The following is a 17,394-nucleotide window of genomic DNA, read 5'->3' on the forward strand; positions in this document are numbered from 1 at the left end:
GCCGCGCAGGCAAAAAAAAGCCCGCGAGGAAGGCGGGCCAAGGTGTTCACTGGAGTAGGTAGCCTCCACCCTATCGCTCGATAAGTGAAGGCCATGTGAAAACCGTGTCGCAAGGACGGATGTACCGTCTTGTCAGGGCCTGCGAACAAAAGTGCGCATGGTTTGCCCCGGGCCCGTGCTGAAGCGGGTAGGGCGGGGCATGCCTTCATCTGCCGCGATAAACACGAAGTGATCACCTTCCAGCTGGTAACTCGCGGGTAACTGCTTGCCAGCGTCTTCACCCATCGAATCAATCCAGGTAATGCTTTTGGGTGCCGTGCTGGCATCGAGGGTAAAGCTGCCTGCCAGTAACACCTCGCCGTCGGGTGTTACTACTTTGAACTGGTCACCGCTGATGGTGGTGATGGCCCCCGGTGCGCTGTGCTCATCGGCTGGGTTGAGTACGCCGCTGTCTTCCAGTGCCGTTTGTTCCCAGGCTCCTTGAAGCGCTTGGAAATCCTCTCTTGAAACAGATGTCATACAAACTCCTTTTTGGTTGAAAAATGATCGTCAAGACGCCGGTTTACCTATGTCTGACGGATCTACTGAAACGATTTTGTGAGAATTGTCTGATTTCTTACGGACGCGTATGAAATTTCCCAATAATCCCGGGCATTTAGCGCTATTTTATGTCCTGATTTGGAAACGTGTCCTTACAAGTTCGTCTACGCTCAGCGCAGCGGGACTGACACCTAAGTATCTGAGCGAAAACAATCTCCTGTCGTGTGGGACTTTTCCGCAACGTGGGTGGTCCGATGACCATCGGTAGACCGTGTGTCTCGTGTGCAGGGCGTTGTCCCTGATTTTCAAGCGGCTGTTCAGTATTTCATGAATCGGTATGGCCGTTGACTGTCGACTTTTTAAGGTGCATCAGTTTTGAATAAAACTCCTCGGTTCCAAGCTCATGCGGCATCGGACGAAATTGACCTGATTGAACTGTGCCACGGGATCTGGCGACAAAAAAAATTAGTGCTGGGGTGTACGATCCTGGCGGGTGTCCTGGGGGTAGGCTACGCATTTCTGGCACCCAGGGAGTATCAGGTCAGTAGCGTGCTGCGTCCCGCCGCCATCAATGAACTCGATGCACTGAACCGTTCCGAAGTCTATAAGCTGCCCCCGGCTGATGCCTTGAACAAAGTGGGAGCACAACTGGACTCCTACGAAGCCCGCCTGGGGTTCTTCAAGTCCCATGAAGAGCTGTTCAAGGCGTTCCAGAAATCCGGCCAAAGCCTTGAGCAGAGTTTTGAGGAGTTCAACCGAAACTCCATCAACCTGATCCTGCCTGACCCGAAAAAAGCCGACTCCCTGAGCAGTTATATCCGCCTCGAATTGCAGTACCCCAGAGACATCGACGGGGTGGCTATTCTCAACGGCTTTGTGGACTACGCCATTGATATGGAACGTGCCCAGGTCGGTGCAGACCTGAAGGTGATCGTCAATAACCGCCTGAACGAACTCAAGGGCAAGATTGACGCGGCACGCGCCAACTACGACACCGATAAGGAGTCGAAGATTGCCAAGTTGCTTGAGGCCGACAGGCTCAAGCGAGCCCAGCTGGAAGACGAGTTGGGCGCCCTGCGCTTACAGATGAAAATGGAGCGAACGGATCGGCTGGCGGAGCTGGCCGAGGCCATTTCCATCGCCAAGTCGATGGGCATCAAGACGCCGACCACGCCTTCGTCTATGGCGGATGCCTCGCGCAGCGGCTCGAATCAAGTCATGCGCACTGAGGTCAATAATCAGAAAATCCCGCTGTACTTCCTGGGTACAGAGGCGCTTGAGGCGGAACGCACAGCCTTGCAGGCGCGAACCAACGACGACTTTACCAACAGCCGCATTGCAGAAATTGGCAAAGAGTTGCAGATGTTGCAGGTCAACCGCGAAGTGGAAGTGCTGAAAAAGCGTGGGAATGAAGACATCTTCTTGCAGGATGTTGAACCATTGCGAGCTGAAGTCGCGCGGTTGAAGGGCCTTAATATCGACATGAGTGGCCTGAAACTGGTCACCATTGACCGACGCGCCCAAGAGCCGCTGAGCCCGATCAAGCCTAAAAAAGGCTTGGTGATTGCGCTGAGTCTGGTTGGAGGATTGGTGCTGGGTGTGCTGATTGCGCTGGGTCGCCATTTTATCTTGGCGCGACGCGAGTCTGTGCCCTATTCGCAGTTGGATGACCATCGGCTTTCCCAGCGTCCACGCAAGGATGATGAACCGCACGTTTAAGGCCGGCTGCCCTCGGGCTTGCCGTCTGGCAAGCCCGCTTCCGCGCTTCCCAGCACACTCAGTGGACACCTTTTCACAATTCTTGATTAACCTTTGGTTACAAAGTGTGGCTAAAATAGCTGCCAATGGCCATGACCGGATTGTCACCCAGCCGGTCGTGTTGCCTGTTTGTGAATTGTGATTTCAGGTGCTGCATCTTCAATCCTCGGCCGTCGTGGGCACGCAGGAGCAGCCTGTTCTCTTCTGACTTGTGACGAATACCTTGAAACTCATCATTGTTGCTCTCTACGTTGCCTCCATTGCCTACGTCCATCTGCGTGGCCGTGTGCGGCACAAGCTGGGCCGCCAGCTCAGCGATCACTCGACCTTCCTGGCTCCGGTGAACTGCTTTCTGTACCTCTTCTCCAAACTGCCCAGCCGGCCGTACCTGGCTCCCAGCGACTTTCCCGACTTGAGTCCGCTCCAGGAGCATTGGGAGGAGATCCGCCAGGAAGGCCAGAACTTGCTGCGTGCGGGCGAGATCAAGCGTTCCGACCAATACAACGACGTGGGATTCAACTCGTTCTTCAAGTCGGGCTGGAAGCGTTTCTATTTGAAGTGGTACGGCGACAGCCATCCTTCCGCGATGAAGCTGTGCCCGCGCACCACTGAGTTGGTGCAAAGCATCGGGTCGATCAAGGCTGCGATGTTTGCCGAGCTGCCGCCGGGTTCCAAGTTGGTACGCCATCGCGATCCGTATGCCGGTTCCTACCGTTACCACCTGGGCCTGGACACGCCGAATGACCCGGGCTGCTACATCAATGTTGACGGTGAAAGCTATTACTGGCGCGACGGCGAACCGGTGATGTTTGATGAGACCTTCATCCACTACGCCGAAAACACTACGGAGCAGAACCGAATCATTCTGTTCTGCGATATCGAACGCCCGATGAAGTATCGCTGGGCGGCGGCGTTCAACCGTTGGTTCAGCCGCAACGTAATGGCTGCGGCCGGCTCGCCCAACGATGCCGGGGACAAGACCGGTGGCCTGAATCGTGCCTTTACCCGCCTGTACAAGATCCGTCTGCGGGGCAAAGAGCTGAAAAAGCGCAATCGCACCCGCTACTACCTGGAGAAGTGGGCGATCTTCGCCGGTTTGGCGCTGATCTTCATCCTGATCTGAACCTGGCCGGGGAGCGCATCAGCCTGGCGGATGCGCGCCCAGCTTCTCCCACATCTTCTTGCTGATCTTCTGCCGATTGGCATAACCCGCCCACGGGTCCTTCTTCAAATTCTGCAACCGCTTGTGCAGGTTGGCCACGGTCCATTGCTGGGCGCCGTGCAAACCCTTCAACTCGTCACGACTCACCGGCACCGACACCGGCAGGCCGGGCCGCGCGCGCACCGAGTAGGCCGCCACCGTACTGGCGCCCCGCGCGTTTCGCAGGTAATCGATAAAGATCTTGCCGATGCGATTTTTTGGGCCTGAGGTCGCGGTAAAACGCTCGGGCAACTGCTGCGTCATGAACTGGGCAATCGCCTTGGCGAAGGCCTTTACCGTATCCCAGTCATCCTTGCGCGCCAGCGGTATCACCAGGTGCAGGCCCTTGCCACCGCTGGTCTTGACGAACGCTTCAAGTCCCAGCTCATCCAGCACCGACAGAGTTAGTTGCGCCGCTTCAAGCATGCTTTTCCATGGCAGGGCCGGGTCCGGGTCAAGGTCGAGCACAAACAGGTCCGGGGTTTCGATTTTGTCCGCGGTGGCGCCCCAAGTGTGCAACTCGACGGTGCCCATTTGCACCGCACCGATCAGCGCGGCGGGGCTGTCGATTTCCATCAGCCGCGCATGACCCGGATCCAGGGCCTGATCCAGTTGCTTGACATTCGGGATCGCCAGGTGTTCGGAGTGCTTCTGAAAAAACTGTTCACCCGCAATGCCTTCCGGTGCCCTGAGCAAAGACACAGGACGGTTACGCAAGAAGGGCAGGATCCATTCGCTGATGCCCTCGTAGAACTGCGCCAGTTGTAGTTTCTGTGTACCGCTTTGGGTGTCGATGACTCGGTCGGGATGGGTGATCTTGACCCCGACCACGGCACCGGGCTCAGTTGCCTTTTTACGGGTTTTTTCCTTCATCGACTTGGCCGCCCGCGGCTGCTCATGAACAATCTGCTCCGCCGGCTTGTCGGTACGCAGCCCGACAAAGGCCGCCTGGCGCACCACACCTTCGCGAGTCCATTCGGCGAATTGCACTTCGCTTACCAACTGCGGCTCGACCCAGTGCACACCACGCGCCTGGGCGCTGGTCAGCGGTTTGGCCAGTGGTGACGCATCGCGCTCCAAGGCTTTCAACTGCTCACTGATCTTCTTTAAGGCCGCCTGATCAAACCCCGTACCCACGCGCCCGGCATACACCAGCCCGGTGTCGTCATTGACCGCCAGCAGCAGTGCGCCAAAGCCACTGCGTGAACCTTGCGGACGGGTGAAACCGACGATTACGAATTCCTGTCGCAGCCTGCACTTGAGCTTGATCCAGTCGGGGCTGCGCTTGGAGACGTACAGGCTGCCCGCACGTTTTCCGATCACGCCCTCCAGCGCCAGGTCACAGGCGCTTTCGAAGATATCCCGCTGATTGGCGGCGAAGGACTCGGAGAAGCGCAGCAGCTTGCTCCTGCTGCGGGTCAGCACGCTTTTCAGCGCGGCGCGCCGCTCTTCGACGGCGACCTCGCGCTGGTCACGACCTTCCAGAAACGGCGCATCAAACAGATAATAGACAATGTCCAGGCTGCGACCGATATCAAAGGCGTTCTGCAACGCCTGAAAGTCCGGCAACCCATCAGCGTTCAAGCTGACCACCTCGCCGTCGAGCCAACTGTCCTTGAGTTTAAGGGTCTCCAGGGCCTTGGCCTGGCGCGGCAGCCTGTCTGTCCAGTCATGGCCATTGCGGGTGAACAGCCGCACTTCACCGTCACGAATACGTGTGAGGATGCGGTAGCCGTCGAATTTGATCTCGTACACCCAGTCGCCGTCCGGTGCACGGTCCACCAGTGTCGCCAATTGTGGGGTGAACTGATCGGGCAGGGCGGTTGAGGATTTGCGCGTGGTTTTCTTCGCTGCAGCTGGTTTTTTCGGGCGTCCCACCGTTGCATCGCTCAGCACGCTTTTCGGCTCGGCCTGTACCACGTCGTAATCAGCCAACGGGCGCGCCTGTTGATCGTTTTCCTTGATCAACAACCACTGCTCCTTGTCGCCGCTGCCCTTGAGCCGCGTGCGCACCAGCGTCCAGTCGCCGGCAAGCTTTTCGCCGATCAGGGTGAATTTCAGCTTGCCAGCCGCGTAGGCTTTGCGCGGGTCGTCGTGGGGCTGCCACACGCCGCGATCCCAGACGATCACGTCACCCGCGCCGTATTGGCCGGCGGGAATGCTGCCCTCGAAACTGCCGTAGCCCAATGGATGATCTTCCACGTGCACGGCGAGGCGCTTCTGGCTCGGGTCCAGGCTCGGGCCCTTGGGCACCGCCCAGCTTTTGAGCACGCCATCGAGTTCCAGGCGAAAGTCGTAATGCAGGTTGCGCGCATCGTGCTTTTGAATCACGAAGGTCAAGGCCTGGGCGCGGCTCCTGCCGCGAGGCGCACTGCCTGCAGGTTCGGCGGTTACATCGAAGTCGCGCTTGGCGTTGTATTCACTCAGGGGCTTGGCCATGGCGATCTACCTCATGAAGCCTTGCGGGTTTTTTTCGCGGCAGCTTTCTTCGTCGGGCTCTTGCCCGCCAGGCTGCGTTTGAGCAACTCCGTCAGGTCGATCACATCGGCTGATTTGCGCTCATCCTCACCCTCGCTGGATTCCACGTCTTCGATCTTGCCGGCCTTGGCCTTCTTCGCCACCAGCGCCATGATCTTTTCCTGGAAACTGTCGCGGTATTCTTCGGGCTTCCAGTCGGCGCTCATGTCTTCCACCAGTCGCTTGGCCATGTCCAGCTCGCCCTTGGCCAGGGTCGGTTTGGTCACGTCACTGCCCAGTTCCAGCTCATCCAGGCCGCGCACTTCAGCGGGCCAGCGCAGCATCACCAAGACCAGCGCCGACTCCAGCGGCATCAGTGCCGCCAGGTGCTGCTTGGTGTGCAGCACCACGTTGGCCAGGGCGACCTTGCGGGTTTTCTTCAGGGTTTCCCGCAGCAGCGCATAGACCTTGCCACCGCGTTTGTCGGGCGCCAGGAAGTAGGGCGTGTCGATGTTCTGCAACGGGATCTGGTCGCTGGCCACAAATGCGATGATTTCGATGGTCTGGGTGGACTTGGGGTGGGCCGAGCGGATTTCGTCTTCGCTGAGGATCACGTAGCGACCTTTCTCGTAGGCCACACCCTTGACGATATTCTCCTTGGTGACTTCCTTGCCGGTGGTCTTGTTGATGCGCTTGTAACCCACCGGGTCCATGCTGCGTTTGTCCAGCCAGTCGAAGTCGACGCCCTGGGAGGACGTGGCCGAGACCAGCGATACAGGGATGTGTACCAAGCCAAAACTGATTGCGCCTTTCCAGATAGCCCTTGGCATGTCGGTTTTCCTGAAGATGTAGGGGTCTTCAGGTGACACGGCGGTTTCGGCAAAAGTTTCCCTGGCCAGCCGGCTGGCACCGGGGTTTCAGACAGATCGTGTTACACCTGATGAGAAACTATTTAGTTACCAAAGCCGAACCCAAGGCGTAGCGTGTTATCGAAAGCACGTATTACTCGCGCCCAGAGAGGCTTTGTCATGAACACCCGTTTGCGTCACCTTGCGGTATTGGCGATGGGCCTGGCCTTGAGTTCGCTGGCACAGGCACAAAACCTGCCTGGCAGCAGCAACAACCCCTACAACGGCCCGATTCATCAGGCCAACCCCAACAGCATGCAGGGCACCCAGCCCAACGCGCCTGCTGCGCGGGGTACCTACATCCCACCGGCGCAGCGGCCACCGACCCTGCAAAACGGCGGTATCGGCAACAGCGTCCAGCGCCGTGACGGCCCACAGACCCCGCCGGCCATCCAGCCCAAAGCTCCCACCCGCGACGCCAATGGCAATCGCGGCGATTGAGTGTGTAAAAACGACAAGGAAACCCACCGTATGTTTCTACGCAAAACCCTCCTGGCGACCTTCTGCGCCGCTGCCTTGCTGCCTCTGACGCTGCCCGTTTCGGCGGCCGACGCCCAACAGTTCCCCAGCGAGCAGGGGAGTATCACCGTCACCCCGATTGTCAAGGGCCTGGATCATCCCTGGGCCGTGGCCTTCCTGCCGGACAAACAAGGCTTCCTGGTCACTGAACGTCCCGGCAACCTGCGCTTTGTCAGCCCGGACGGCAAGCTGTCCGCGCCTCTGACGGGCGTGCCTCAAGTGTTTGCCAAAGGGCAGGGCGGTTTGCTGGACGTGGTCCTGTCACCGGACTTCAAGGAGGATCGCCTGGTGTACCTGTCCTACGCCGAAGGCGGTGGCAAGAACGGCACGGCCGGCACCGCCGTCGGGCGCGGGCGTTTGAGCGATGACCTGAGTGGCCTGCAGGACTTCAAGGTGATCCTGCGCCAGGAGCCCAAGCTGTCCACGGGCAACCACTTCGGCTCGCGGCTGGTGTTTGACCGCGATGGTTATCTGTTCGTGACCCTGGGGGAAAACAACGACCGCCCCACCGCCCAGGACCTCGACAAGCTGCAAGGCAAAGTCGTGCGGATCTTCCCGGACGGTCGTATACCCGAAGACAACCCCTTCGTCGGCCAGGAAGGCGTGAGGCCGGAAATCTGGTCCTACGGCCAGCGTAACCCACAGGGTGCGGCACTGAACCCGTGGAGCGGCACACTCTGGGAAAACGAGCACGGCCCGCGTGGCGGGGATGAGATCAATATCATTGAACGAGGGAAAAACTACGGCTGGCCACTGGCGACCCACGGCATCAACTATTCCCTGACGCCGATTCCCGAGGCCAAGGGCAAGACCGCCGAAGGCACAGTGCCGCCGCACCATGTCTGGGAGAAATCCCCCGGCGTGAGTGGCATGGCGTTCTACGACGCCGACCGGTTCAAGGCCTGGCAGCACAACGTTTTTATTGGTGCACTGGTGAGCCAGGAGCTGATTCGCTTGCAGTTCGATGGGGACAAGGTCATCCACGAAGAGCGATTGCTTGGGGGGTTGAAAGCGCGGATCCGTGATGTGCGTCAGGGGCCGGATGGTTACCTGTATGTGCTGACGGATGAAGATAACGGCGTGTTGTATCGGGTAGGCCTTAACCAGGACTGACGTAGACCGCCGGGGTTATATGGGAGCTGGCTTGTCGGGTCGCCGCATCGCTGCGATGGCGTCAACTGGGTGTGCCTGATACACCGAGGTGTCTGCATCGCAGGCAAGCCAGCTCCCACAGAAAAGCCCGCTCCCACAGTTGGGTAGCGTCGAGCCTACAACCCAAGCTCCGACAACCCCGGATGCTCATCCGGACGCCGCCCCAGCGGCCAGTGGAACTTGCGCTCGCTTTCCTTGATCGGCATGTCGTTGATGCAGGCAAACCGGTTCGCCATCAAGCCGTTCTCGTCAAACTCCCAGTTCTCGTTGCCGTAGGAGCGGAACCAGTTGCCGGAGTCGTCATGCCATTCATAGGCATAGCGCACCGCAATGCGGTTGCCGGTAAACGCCCACAACTCCTTGATCAACCGATAATCCAGTTCCTTGGCCCATTTGCGGGTCAGGAAGGCTTTGGCTTCTTCGCGGTTGTGGGCGAACTCGGCTCGGTTGCGCCATTGAGTATCCAGGGTATAGGCCAGGGATACTCGTTGCGGGTCTCGGGAATTCCAGCCGTCTTCGGCCAGGCGAACTTTCTCAATCGCTGATTCACGGGTGAATGGAGGCACCGGCGGGCGTATTTCTGGGTTGGATGACATCGGACGGCTCCTGAACGGGTTCTAATGAACGTGGGGTCAAAGTTGCAATAAGGTCCGCGCCATGGCTTGCGCATTATCGGCAGCGGTGGTGTCGCCCATCACCAGGGCAACGGTAATGGCGCCATCAATCAGGATCAGCAGGTGCGCGGCCTGGCGTTCCGGGTCGGGGGTGCCATGTGCTTGACACAGTTCGAGGGCGTATTCGAACAGTTTCTGTTTATGGGCCTTGGCCAGCAGGCGGACCGGGTCTTGCGGGTCGCCGGTCTCGCCGCTGGTGTTGATGAAGGCGCAGCCGCGAAAATCGTCGGAGCCGAACCAGGTTTTCAGCGCACTGAACACACCTAACAGGCGCTCGCCCGTGGTGGCGTGGCGTGTCACTTCGCTGCGCAGCCAGTGCATCCAGCGCTCGTCGCGGCGCTGAAGGGCGGCGATCACCAGTTCGTCCTTGTTGGCGAAGTAGCGGTAGACGCTCTTTCTGGAGACGCCGGCGGTCTTCACCAGAAGATCCATGCCGGTGGCTGCGATGCCATTTCGGTAGATCAACTTTTCGGTGACGTCGAGGATAATGTCGCGAGTGATATCGTTCATGTAAATTACAGTAGAACGATCGTTCTTCTTGGTCAATTAATTATTTTTTACCCGCCGGCGGGAAGACCTGAGCCAGCCCATGGTGTAAGCTCTGGAGTCCTTCGGATTCGACCCATTGCGAGCCCTATGCCGTCGTTATTCAAACGCTCCCTGTTGCCCAAGCTGCGCGGTTTTCCCCTCACGCCCGACGCGATCGAGGTGCTGTCCGGCGCCGCCGAGTACCGCCGTTGCCTGCTGGAGAAAATTTCCCAGGCCACCCAGCGCATTTACATCGTGGCGTTATACCTGCAGCAGGATGAGGCGGGACAAGAGATCTACGACGCATTGCATGCCGCCAAGGCCGCCCGGCCCGGGCTGGATATCGTGGTGGTGGTCGACTCGCTGCGGGCCCAGCGTGGTTTGATCGGCGCCGGCAAGCAGCCGGGCAACAGCGCCTGGTACCAGGCCATGACCGAGTCCCACAGCACCGAAGTGCCAGTGTATGGCGTGCCGGTGCAAACCCGTGAACTGTTCGGCGTGCTGCACCTCAAGGGCTTTGTGATCGATGACAGCGTGCTGTACAGCGGCGCCAGCCTGAATAACGTGTACCTGCACAAGTTCGACAAATACCGTTACGACCGTTATCACCTGATTCACAACAAGGCGCTGGCCGACTCGATGCAGCACCTGGTGGAGCACGGCCTGGTAGCCGCCAAGGCGGTGCATCGCCTGGACCTGCCCAACCCACCGACCACCCGCAGCCTGCGCAACGACATTGGCGACCTGCGCAGTCGCCTGAAACACGCGGTGTATGACACCACGGCGGGGCAGTTGCCAAATGGCAACCTGTCGGTCAGCCCGCTGTTGGGCGTGTGCAAGAACAACCCCCTGAGCCGGGTGATCTGCGAGCTGATTGCCAGCGCCCAACACCAGCTGACCATCTGCACGCCGTACTTCAACCTGCCGCTGCCGGTGACCCGGGAAATCAACCGCGCCCTGGCGCGCGGGGTGAAGATCGACATCATTGTCGGCGACAAGACTGCCAACGACTTCTACATTCCGCCGAGCGAGCCGTTCAAGGTTATCGCCGCGCTGCCGTATCTCTACGAAATCAGCCTGCGTCGCTTCGCCAAGCGCCATCAGCGCATGATCGACAGCGGCCAGTTGAACCTGCACCTGTGGCGCGACGGCGACAACACCTACCACCTCAAGGGCATGTGGGTCGACCAGCGCTACACTTTGCTGACCGGCAACAACATCAACCCGCGAGCGTTTCGCCTCGACCTGGAAAACGCCTTGCTCATCGATGATCCCAAGGGTGAGTGGGTAGGGCCACGGCGCACTGAACTGGCGGAGATTTTCCAGCACACCTCACGTATCGAGCGCTATCAGCAGCTGGAAACACTGGTGGAGTACCCGGCGGCCGTCGGCAAGTTCTTGCGTCGGGTCAGCCGGGTGCGGATCGAGCGGTTGTTGTATCGGATCTTGTAGCACCGTTGCATGCATTCCGATTTTTGCGGGGCGCCACTGCCATGCTGGTTTGGGTACTGCAAGCTGGCTCTGACTGCCTGGATGTGAAGGCATCTATTGTTTGACTTTGTGGTCGACATGCCTGACCAGTAAATTATCAAGGTCAAATTTGTCGGCCTGGTCCGTTTGAAGTTCAAATCGAAAAGTGATTCTGAGATTTAACTGGTTGCCGGATTCTGTCGCGGTGGGAAGGGGAATTGTGACACCAATCCAGTTATTGCTCGGTTGGAAAAGACTGGATGATTGCTCAACTTCCGCCAGCCTGACGATGAGGCGAGCAGGTGTTTTTGATCTGAACTGAAAGTTGAGTAAATACTCCTGCCCCGCAGTAAAGCGGAAACGCTTTTGTATGCGGATAGCACTGCCCGTTCCGAAGTCGGATGAAAGATAAAAATCCAGCGGATCATTGGGCGTTTGCTGCACAAACTTCGTGGTGCCTGGGACGGTCTCGGTCCATTCGTTCCAGTTTTTATTTTCAAATGTAGTCAGATCGTACAGTTCATTGCTCATGATTTTTGCCTCAAGGTTGAGCGGGCTTATTCATCCAAGCCCGCCGTTCGATGAGATTCCAATACCTTCAGCCTGTCTACTGTCAGAAATCACAGGTAGATACCCTTGGGCACTACCGCTGGAGCGGGGAGTACTCGCGGGCACGAACGGCCCGCGAGTGAGGTGCATCAGTTCAAGCCAAGCTTGCCACGCAAGGTGGACAGGTCTTCTGCCAGGGTGTTGACCGGGCCAACCAGGGCTTTACGGTCTGCTTCCTTGACCTTGTCGTAGGTCTCGAAACCGCCATCCTTGGTTTTGTACTTGGCCAGGATCTTGTCCACGGTGGCGAAGTTCTTGTCGACTTTGGCGACGAAGGCCTTGTCCTGCTTCTCGATCTGCGGACGGAACAGGTCGACGATTTTCTTCGCGCCGTCGATGTTGCCCTGGAAGTCATACAGGTCGGTGTGGCTGTAGCGATCTTCTTCACCGGAGATCTTGGTCGCGGCGACTTCTTCCAGCAGGGCAGCAGCACCACCGACAACTTTTTCCGGCGGGAAGGTCAGGCCGTCCACACGGGTTTTCAGGTCCAGTACATCGCTGTTGAGCTTGTCCGCCAGGGCGTCGAGGCCTTTGGTGGTGTTCTCGGAGAACAGGCTGTACTCGATGCGGTGGAAGCCGGTGAAGTCTTCGGCTTTCACGCCTTTCTCGTGGTCGTCCACACGGGAGTCGATGGAGGCGTCGAGGTCGCTGAACAGCTCGGCGATCGGCTCGATGGACTCATAGTGAACGCGGGTTGGCGCGTACAGTTTCTTGGCGGTGGCCAGGTCGCCTTTTTTCACAGCGTCGGTGAACGCCTGGGTCTGGGTGACCAGCTCGCCGATTTCTTCGGTGACGTAAATCTTGTAGTCCGACACCGGCCCTACCAGGTCCAGCGGCGCGGTGGCGGCAAAGGCCGCCAGCGGCGAAAGGCTCATTAACAACGACAATGCGAGAGACGACTTCTTCATGGGACGATTTCCGCTCTGGGGTTTGTTTTAGGTTTTGGCAGTGGTGTGTGGATGTGTCGCATCAAGCAGCGTGCGCCCGATGAAATCCTTGTCCCCGGTGACGCCTGGCAAAGTGAAGAAATAACCGCCGCCGACCGGCTTCAGGTATTCCTCCAGAGGCTCGCCATTGAGCCGGGTTTGCACGCTGATAAAGCCTTTCTCCAGGTCAGCCTGGTAGCAGATGAACAACAGCCCCATGTCCAGCTGACCGTTTTTGTTGACGCCGTTGGAGTAGTTGAACGGCCGGCGCAGGATCAGGTTGGCCTGGGTCTGTGCCGTACGCGGGTTGGCCAGGCGGATGTGGGCATCGAGCTTGGTCAACTTGCCTTCCGGGTCCTTGCTGTAGTCCGGCACCTGGGTTTCTTTCTGGCCATCCATGGGCGCACCACTGGTCTTGATCCGGCCAATGATGCTTTCTTGCTCTTGCAGCGGCGTGCGGTCCCAGCGTTCGACGAAGTTACGGATGATCCGCACCGCCTGGTAGCTGCCATTGGCGGCCCAGGCCGGTTCGTCGCTGCCTGGCTGTACCCACACAATCTGGTCCATCGCCTTGTTGTCGTTGGAGTTCGGGTTGGCCGAGCCGTCGCGAAAACCGAGGAAGTTGCGCGCGCTCTGCGCCGGCTCGCCAGGGCGGGCAGGGGCCTGGGGCGGCACGCTGCCTTCCTGTTTCCAGCGCACCAGCAGCAGGTCCGGCAGGTTTTTCACGATGTCGCGCAGGGCGTGGATATTGGTGTCCGGGGTGTTGGAGCTGAACTGCAGGCTCAGATCGCCGTGGCACTGCGCCGGTTCCAGCGCATCGTTGGGGAAACCCACCATGCGGATCAGGCGCTTGGGCTTGGCCGCAGCCAGGCCGAAGCGTTCGTCGAACAGCGACTCGCCCACCGACACGGTGATGGTCAGGTTGTCCGGCGTTACCACCGGGCCGAGGATGCCGGAGTCGGTGGGGGGCAGTTTCGGGTCGACTTGCACCACGGTGCCGCCGGTCATCAGGAACGCGATGCGCTCGTTCAAGGTGCGGAACAGCCGCTCCAGGTCCTCGCGGTCGCTGGCCAATACGTCGAATGCCACGAGCATGCCGCAGGCCGGGCGCGGGGTGACGATGCCGGTCTGGTGCTTGCCATGGAAATCGTGGTGGTCCTGGGTCTTTTCACTGCTTGGCGCGGTGGTCACTTGTGCAGCCGCGTTGGCGGCCATTGCCGGGCAGCTCAGGCTGCTGCCGGCAATCGCGACGCCGGTGGCGGCCATGCCCAGCAATACACGACGACGCTGGGATGAAAACTGTTCTGAATCACTCATGTCTACGGTCGTCTTCACTTCAGGCCGGAAAGGCCAAGGGCGGGGTCGATTCCATCGAGTGCAACGGCCAGAGCCTTGGCCTTGTCGGCGATCTGCTTGCGCTGATCGGCGGTAACGCTGTCATACGAGGCGTAGCGGCCATCGACTTTCAAACCGCTGAGTTCGGCGTCGAGGGCGCTGATCGCACTGTCGATCTCCGGCAGCAATTGCGCGGCAGATTTGGTCAGCAGCGGGCGCATCAGGTCGACCACTTTGCGGGCGGCGTCCAGGTTGGCGGCGAAGCCGTTGAGGTCGGTGTGGCTGTAGCGTTCTTCCTCGCCGCTGGCGGCGCGTACGTCGGCCAGGCTGTTGAGGTTGCGCACTACGATGCTCACCAGTTGCTCCGGCGGCAGCGACTGGGCCAGCAACTGTTGCTTGAGGCTGGTCACGTCGGTAACCAGGCGCTGGGCAATCGGCGCCAGACCATCGAGGTTGCGTTGCTGGAACAGGCCGTACTCGAGGCGGTGGAAGCCGCTGAACGCCGGGTCCTGTTCGCGTTTTTCAAAGTAGTCGGCGCGGGCGTTGATTGCGTTGTCCAGTTCTGCCAGGCGTTGCGAGGCCGGGGCCAGACGCTGGTAGGCCTCGCGGGCCGGTACGTAAAGTGCCTGGGCCTGGGTGAGGTCGCCGGCCTCGATGGCCTGCTCAAGTGCCGTAACGGCCTTGACCAGCGCGCCGCCCTGACTGCTCAGGTACACGCGGAACTCCGACAGCGGGCCGATAAACGCCACCATCGACGGCTTGGCCTTGGCTTGCGCGTCCGACTCGGCAGTCGGCGTCACCGTCAGGGTGCCTCGTGGGTTGCTCAGCAGGCCGCAGGTGATCTGGTAGTCGCCGGGCAGCAGGTTGGCGTTGATCACCTGGCTCAGGCCCGGGGCTATGTTTTCGCGCTCTTCGACCACCAGCACGCCGTCGAGGATTTCCCATTCCACGGCACGGTCCGAGCGGTTGATGATGCGGAAACTGGCGTGTCCCGCCGGCACCGTCAGCGCATTCGGCTCGCAGCTGTGGGCGTGGATCGTCACCGCGATTTCATTGTGGTTGGCCTGGCGCTTGGAGGCAGCCAGTTGCGAAGCGTAGTAGAACAGGCCACCGGCGGCGATCATCACGACCACCGAGCCGCCCACCGCCCAGCGCAAGGCACGGGAGGGCGGAGCCGGTTGAGGGGTTTGGTTGGACAAGAGGCGGTCCTTACTGGCTGGAAACGGAAGAAGTTGTGCGGGTAGCCGGCTTGCTCGGCGGCGCGGGCAGGAAGAACATCACCAGGGCCACCACCAGGTAAATCAGGTAGGCGCCGAGGGTGCTGATGGTCGGGGCGTCCTGATAGCCGAACATGCCGGCCAGCACCGAGCCCAGAGGGCCATCCATCGGCAGCGTCGCGCTGAAATCGAACAGTACGGTTTGCAGGTGGTTCCACACCCCGGCTTCGTGCAGGGCTTGTACCGAGTTGGCGAGGATGCCGGCGGCCACTACCAGGATGAACAAACCAGTCCAGCGGAAGAACGCGCCGAGGTTCAGGCGCATGCTGCCGGTATAGATCAGGAAGCCGACGATGATCGCCAGGATCAGGCCGAGCAGGGCGCCAATCGGTGCGCCCGGGCCTTCGCTTTGCTGGAACACCGCCAACAGGAAGAACACGGTTTCCAGGCCTTCCCGGGCTACGGCGAAAAACACCATGGCGATCAGCGCGGTGACCTGGTGTTTGGAACCGGCGAGGGCATGATCAAGGGATTCATGCAGGGAATGCTTGATGGAGCGCGCCACCTTGCGCATCCAGAACACCATGGAGCTGAGAATCCCCACGGCCACCAGGCCAACGATGCCTTCGAACAGTTCCTGTTGTTTCTGCGGGAATTCGGCACTCACCAGTTCCAGGCCACCGCCGACCAGCAGCGCGAGGGCCGCAGCCAGAAACACGCCGATCCACACTGCGGGCATGTACTGGCCACGGCCAGTTTGCTTGAGGTAGCTGGCAATAATGCCAACGATCAAGGCGGCTTCTATGCCTTCGCGCAGCATGATGAGAAAAGGAACAAGCATTCGGCACCGAATCGTCACTAGATAGGATGCTAAGTTGTAACATAATGATACTCATTGCTAAACAAGAAATGTTGACCTTTACTGAACCTTGACTGAACGGTGGTGGCAAACCGCAACCGCCACTAGAATGCGCGGCATTGTCCCAGCCACCGGATTGCGCCATTCCCCATGTCGGAAAAAGACACGATTTCCATCCATCTGGTTCGCGAAGCCTTGTTGCAGAGCTGCGCGCCGGGTGCGGCGACCGATGAAGTGTTGAGCAAAGTCGGGATCAATCCAGCGTTGCTGGAACAGGCAAGTGCACGTGTCCCGGCAACGGCTTACGCGCGTCTTTGGCGCCTGCTGGCACGCCGCATGGACGATGAATTCTTTGGCATGGACCCGCGCAAGCTCAAATCCGGCAGCCTGGAATTCCTGTGCCGGGCCTCTATGGCGCAACCGACCCTGGCCACCGCGCTGGAAACCGGCCTGGGCTTCCTGTCGCTGATGTTCGAGCGCATGCCCGCGCAACTGGTGCATCAGCAGAGCCTGGCGGAAATCGTATTGTTGGAGCCAGAGCCCGAACCCAAACGGGCCTTCACCTATTTTGCCTACTGGATGATCGTCCACGGCGTCGCCTGTTGGCTGGCCGGGCGACGCATTCCGATCCTGGCGATTGAGCTGCGCTGTTCGCCGCCGGACTTCTGCGACGACTATCAGGTGATGTTCTCCGACAACCTGCGCTTCGACCGGCCGCGTACCCGGATGATTTTCTCAGCCGACTGCCTCGACCTGCCGATCAAGCGCAGCCCGGAAGAACTCAAGCGTTTCCTGGCCCACGCGCCCGCCAACATCCTGGTCAAATACCGCGACCCCGACAGCCTCGCCACCCGCATCAAGACCGACCTGCGGCAGATGCCTGCCGACACCTGGCCGGAAACCGAAGGCCTGGCCGCGTCCCTGTGCATCTCGGCCTCGACCCTGCGCCGACGCCTGGCGGAAGAAGGGCAGACCTACCAGGGCCTCAAGGACAGCGTGCGCAAGGAGTTGGCGATTGTGTGGCTGGCCGACTCCGACATCAGCTTTACCGAAATCGCAACCCGCCTGGGGTTTGCCGATGCCAGCTCGTTCTACAAGGCGTTTCGCAAGTGGTCGGGCTCCAACCCCGGGCACTATCGCAGCCTGATACTGAACGAAGCGCTGAGCCAATAGGTCACTGCCAAGGGACCGCCAACGTTCGATTGCCTATCCGCGGCTTTAATGACCTGGGTCACTTTCCT

Annotated in this window: 16 protein-coding genes; 6 read left to right on the forward strand and 10 right to left on the reverse strand. The window is 59.7% G+C overall.

Features of this window, described 5'->3' with window-relative positions:
• Nucleotides 1-132: 132 nt before the first annotated feature.
• Nucleotides 133-519, reverse strand: coding sequence for a TIGR03067 domain-containing protein (locus BLU46_RS31515; protein ID WP_063029898.1), 387 nt, complete (start codon nt 517-519; stop codon nt 133-135).
• A 396-nt stretch (nt 520-915) separates the two neighbouring features.
• On the opposite strand from BLU46_RS31515, the gene BLU46_RS31520 reads away from it, so the two are divergent.
• Together BLU46_RS31520 and lpxO are read left to right on the forward strand one after the other, a co-directional pair.
• Nucleotides 916-2,259 carry a Wzz/FepE/Etk N-terminal domain-containing protein gene (locus BLU46_RS31520; protein ID WP_063029899.1) on the forward strand — a complete coding sequence of 448 codons (1,344 nt, stop codon included), beginning with the start codon at nt 916-918 and terminating at the stop codon, nt 2,257-2,259.
• A 262-nt stretch (nt 2,260-2,521) separates the two neighbouring features.
• Nucleotides 2,522-3,421 (forward strand): lipid A hydroxylase LpxO, encoded by a 900-nt coding sequence (gene lpxO / locus BLU46_RS31525; RefSeq protein ID WP_063033960.1) that lies wholly within the window; start codon nt 2,522-2,524, stop codon nt 3,419-3,421.
• Between the two features lie 18 nt (nt 3,422-3,439).
• Here lpxO and ligD read toward each other — a convergent pair whose 3' ends face one another.
• Both ligD and ku read right to left on the reverse strand, forming a co-directional pair.
• On the reverse strand, nt 3,440-5,938 hold the full coding sequence (gene ligD / locus BLU46_RS31530; RefSeq protein ID WP_093209686.1) for a DNA ligase D: 2,499 nt from the start codon (nt 5,936-5,938) through the stop codon (nt 3,440-3,442).
• A gap of 11 nt (nt 5,939-5,949) precedes the next feature.
• Nucleotides 5,950-6,786: a non-homologous end joining protein Ku gene (ku, locus tag BLU46_RS31535; protein WP_093209688.1), complete on the reverse strand. Its 837-nt coding sequence runs from the start codon at nt 6,784-6,786 to the stop codon at nt 5,950-5,952.
• A gap of 198 nt (nt 6,787-6,984) precedes the next feature.
• Between ku and BLU46_RS31540 the strand changes: the two genes are divergently transcribed.
• Together BLU46_RS31540 and BLU46_RS31545 are read left to right on the forward strand one after the other, a co-directional pair.
• A complete protein-coding gene (locus BLU46_RS31540; RefSeq protein ID WP_093209691.1) occupies nt 6,985-7,305 on the forward strand; it encodes a hypothetical protein in 321 nt (106 codons plus the stop codon).
• Nucleotides 7,306-7,335: 30 nt separating this feature from the next.
• Nucleotides 7,336-8,496 (forward strand): PQQ-dependent sugar dehydrogenase, encoded by a 1,161-nt coding sequence (locus BLU46_RS31545; RefSeq protein ID WP_093209694.1) that lies wholly within the window; start codon nt 7,336-7,338, stop codon nt 8,494-8,496.
• A 155-nt stretch (nt 8,497-8,651) separates the two neighbouring features.
• On the opposite strand, the gene BLU46_RS31550 is transcribed toward BLU46_RS31545, so the two are convergent.
• Both BLU46_RS31550 and BLU46_RS31555 read right to left on the reverse strand, forming a co-directional pair.
• Nucleotides 8,652-9,131, reverse strand: coding sequence for a nuclear transport factor 2 family protein (locus tag BLU46_RS31550; RefSeq protein WP_063029913.1), 480 nt, complete (start codon nt 9,129-9,131; stop codon nt 8,652-8,654).
• 36 nt (nt 9,132-9,167) lie between these two features.
• Nucleotides 9,168-9,719 (reverse strand): TetR/AcrR family transcriptional regulator, encoded by a 552-nt coding sequence (locus BLU46_RS31555; protein WP_093209696.1) that lies wholly within the window; start codon nt 9,717-9,719, stop codon nt 9,168-9,170.
• 126 nt (nt 9,720-9,845) lie between these two features.
• On the opposite strand from BLU46_RS31555, the gene pssA reads away from it, so the two are divergent.
• Entirely contained in the window at nt 9,846-11,189 is a 1,344-nt protein-coding gene (gene pssA, locus BLU46_RS31560; protein ID WP_093209699.1) for a CDP-diacylglycerol--serine O-phosphatidyltransferase, read from the forward strand.
• Between the two features lie 93 nt (nt 11,190-11,282).
• On the opposite strand, the gene BLU46_RS31565 is transcribed toward pssA, so the two are convergent.
• From BLU46_RS31565 to efeU, 5 genes are all read right to left on the reverse strand, one after another.
• Entirely contained in the window at nt 11,283-11,738 is a 456-nt protein-coding gene (locus BLU46_RS31565) for a hypothetical protein (protein WP_093209701.1), read from the reverse strand.
• Between the two features lie 167 nt (nt 11,739-11,905).
• Nucleotides 11,906-12,724 (reverse strand): iron uptake system protein EfeO, encoded by an 819-nt coding sequence (gene efeO / locus BLU46_RS31570; RefSeq protein ID WP_003218415.1) that lies wholly within the window; start codon nt 12,722-12,724, stop codon nt 11,906-11,908.
• A 27-nt stretch (nt 12,725-12,751) separates the two neighbouring features.
• Nucleotides 12,752-14,059, reverse strand: a complete 1,308-nt coding sequence (gene efeB, locus BLU46_RS31575; protein WP_093210224.1) for an iron uptake transporter deferrochelatase/peroxidase subunit — start codon at nt 14,057-14,059, stop codon at nt 12,752-12,754.
• A 14-nt stretch (nt 14,060-14,073) separates the two neighbouring features.
• Nucleotides 14,074-15,276, reverse strand: a complete 1,203-nt coding sequence (gene efeO / locus BLU46_RS31580) for an iron uptake system protein EfeO (protein WP_093209704.1) — start codon at nt 15,274-15,276, stop codon at nt 14,074-14,076.
• A 10-nt stretch (nt 15,277-15,286) separates the two neighbouring features.
• Nucleotides 15,287-16,135 (reverse strand): iron uptake transporter permease EfeU, encoded by an 849-nt coding sequence (gene efeU / locus BLU46_RS31585; RefSeq protein ID WP_003218412.1) that lies wholly within the window; start codon nt 16,133-16,135, stop codon nt 15,287-15,289.
• A 168-nt stretch (nt 16,136-16,303) separates the two neighbouring features.
• Here efeU and BLU46_RS31590 point away from each other — a divergent pair, with 168 nt between their 5' ends.
• Nucleotides 16,304-17,326: an AraC family transcriptional regulator gene (locus tag BLU46_RS31590; protein WP_063029925.1), complete on the forward strand. Its 1,023-nt coding sequence runs from the start codon at nt 16,304-16,306 to the stop codon at nt 17,324-17,326.
• The last annotated feature ends 68 nt before the right edge of the window (nt 17,327-17,394 follow it).

This window comes from Pseudomonas yamanorum, from assembly GCF_900105735.1.
Lineage (GTDB): Bacteria > Pseudomonadota > Gammaproteobacteria > Pseudomonadales > Pseudomonadaceae > Aquipseudomonas > Aquipseudomonas yamanorum.